Source organism: Deinococcus pimensis DSM 21231, from assembly GCF_000519345.1.
GTDB classification, from domain to species: Bacteria; Deinococcota; Deinococci; order Deinococcales; family Deinococcaceae; genus Deinococcus_A; species Deinococcus_A pimensis.
In genome coordinates, this window is the sequence record NZ_KI912652.1 from 32,070 (window position 1) to 33,129 (window position 1,060).

Genomic DNA, 1,060 nt, shown 5'->3' on the forward strand with positions numbered 1-1,060 from the left:
CGAGGACGCCGCCCGCCCCGCGCTCCTGCGCAGGCTCGTGGACGCCCTCCGGCCCGCGCGCGGTCCCGCCCGCGACGTCGAGGACCTCGCCGCGACCCAGACCCACTGAAAAGGGGAGCCTGGTGTGCCGACGCGTCTCTACAACCTCGAGCTGCCGTCGTACGCACCCACCGTCGTACGCTCGGGAGCGGTCCCTCGCTCCTGCCCGGGGCGTCAGCGTGTCTCCACACTCATGAGCGGAGCGGTCCGGTGCTCATGCCTGATGTGCCGACGCGTCTCTACAACCTCGAGTACTCCACCGCGATCTCGCCGGCTACCCGCGCGTTGTTCATCACGAGCGCGATGTTCGCGTCCAGCGACCGCCCGCCCGTGATCTCCACGATGCGGCCCAGCAGGAACGGCGTCGCGTCCTTCCCGCCGACGCCGCGCGCCTCCATGTCCGCTAGGGCCCGCTCGATGATGGGATCGATGTCGGACGCGGGCACCTCCGCCTCCTCGGGAATCGGATTCGCGACGAGGACGCCCCCCGCGAGCTTCATCGCCCACTTCGCACGCATCACGCGCGCCACCTCCGCGGGCGACTCCACCCGCAGGGGCGCGCGGAAGCCGCTGACGCGCGAGTAGAACGCGGGGAAGTCGTCCGTGCCGAGGCCCAGCACCGGCACGCCCAGCGTCTCGAGCTTCTCCAGCGTCAGGCCGATGTCGAGGATGCTCTTCACGCCCGCCGACACGACCGCCACGTCCGTCTGCGCGAGCTCGGTGAGGTCCGCGCTCACGTCCATCGTGGCGGCCGCGCCGCGGTGCACGCCGCCCGTGCCGCCCGTCGCGAACACCCGGATGCCCGCCATGCTCGCGATCCGCATCGTCGTCGCGACCGTCGTGGCGCCGTGCTGCCCCAGCGCCACCGCCACCGGCAGGTCCCGCAGCGAGAGCTTGCGCACGCCCTCGCCCCGCCCGAGCAGGTCCAGTTCCTGCTCTCCGAGCCCGACGCGCAGTTCCCCGCCGAGCACCGCGATCGTGGCGGGCACCGCGCCCGCCTCCCGCACGGCGGCCTCCACCG

At 73.1% G+C, this 1,060-nt stretch carries 1 protein-coding gene; it reads right to left on the reverse strand.

Translation table 11 applies throughout. The features are described 5' to 3' along the window. Positions 1–278: 278 nt before the first annotated feature. On the reverse strand, positions 279–1,060 hold a 782-nt coding region (locus DEIPI_RS31285; protein WP_045234371.1), incomplete at its 5' end, for a pseudouridine-5'-phosphate glycosidase.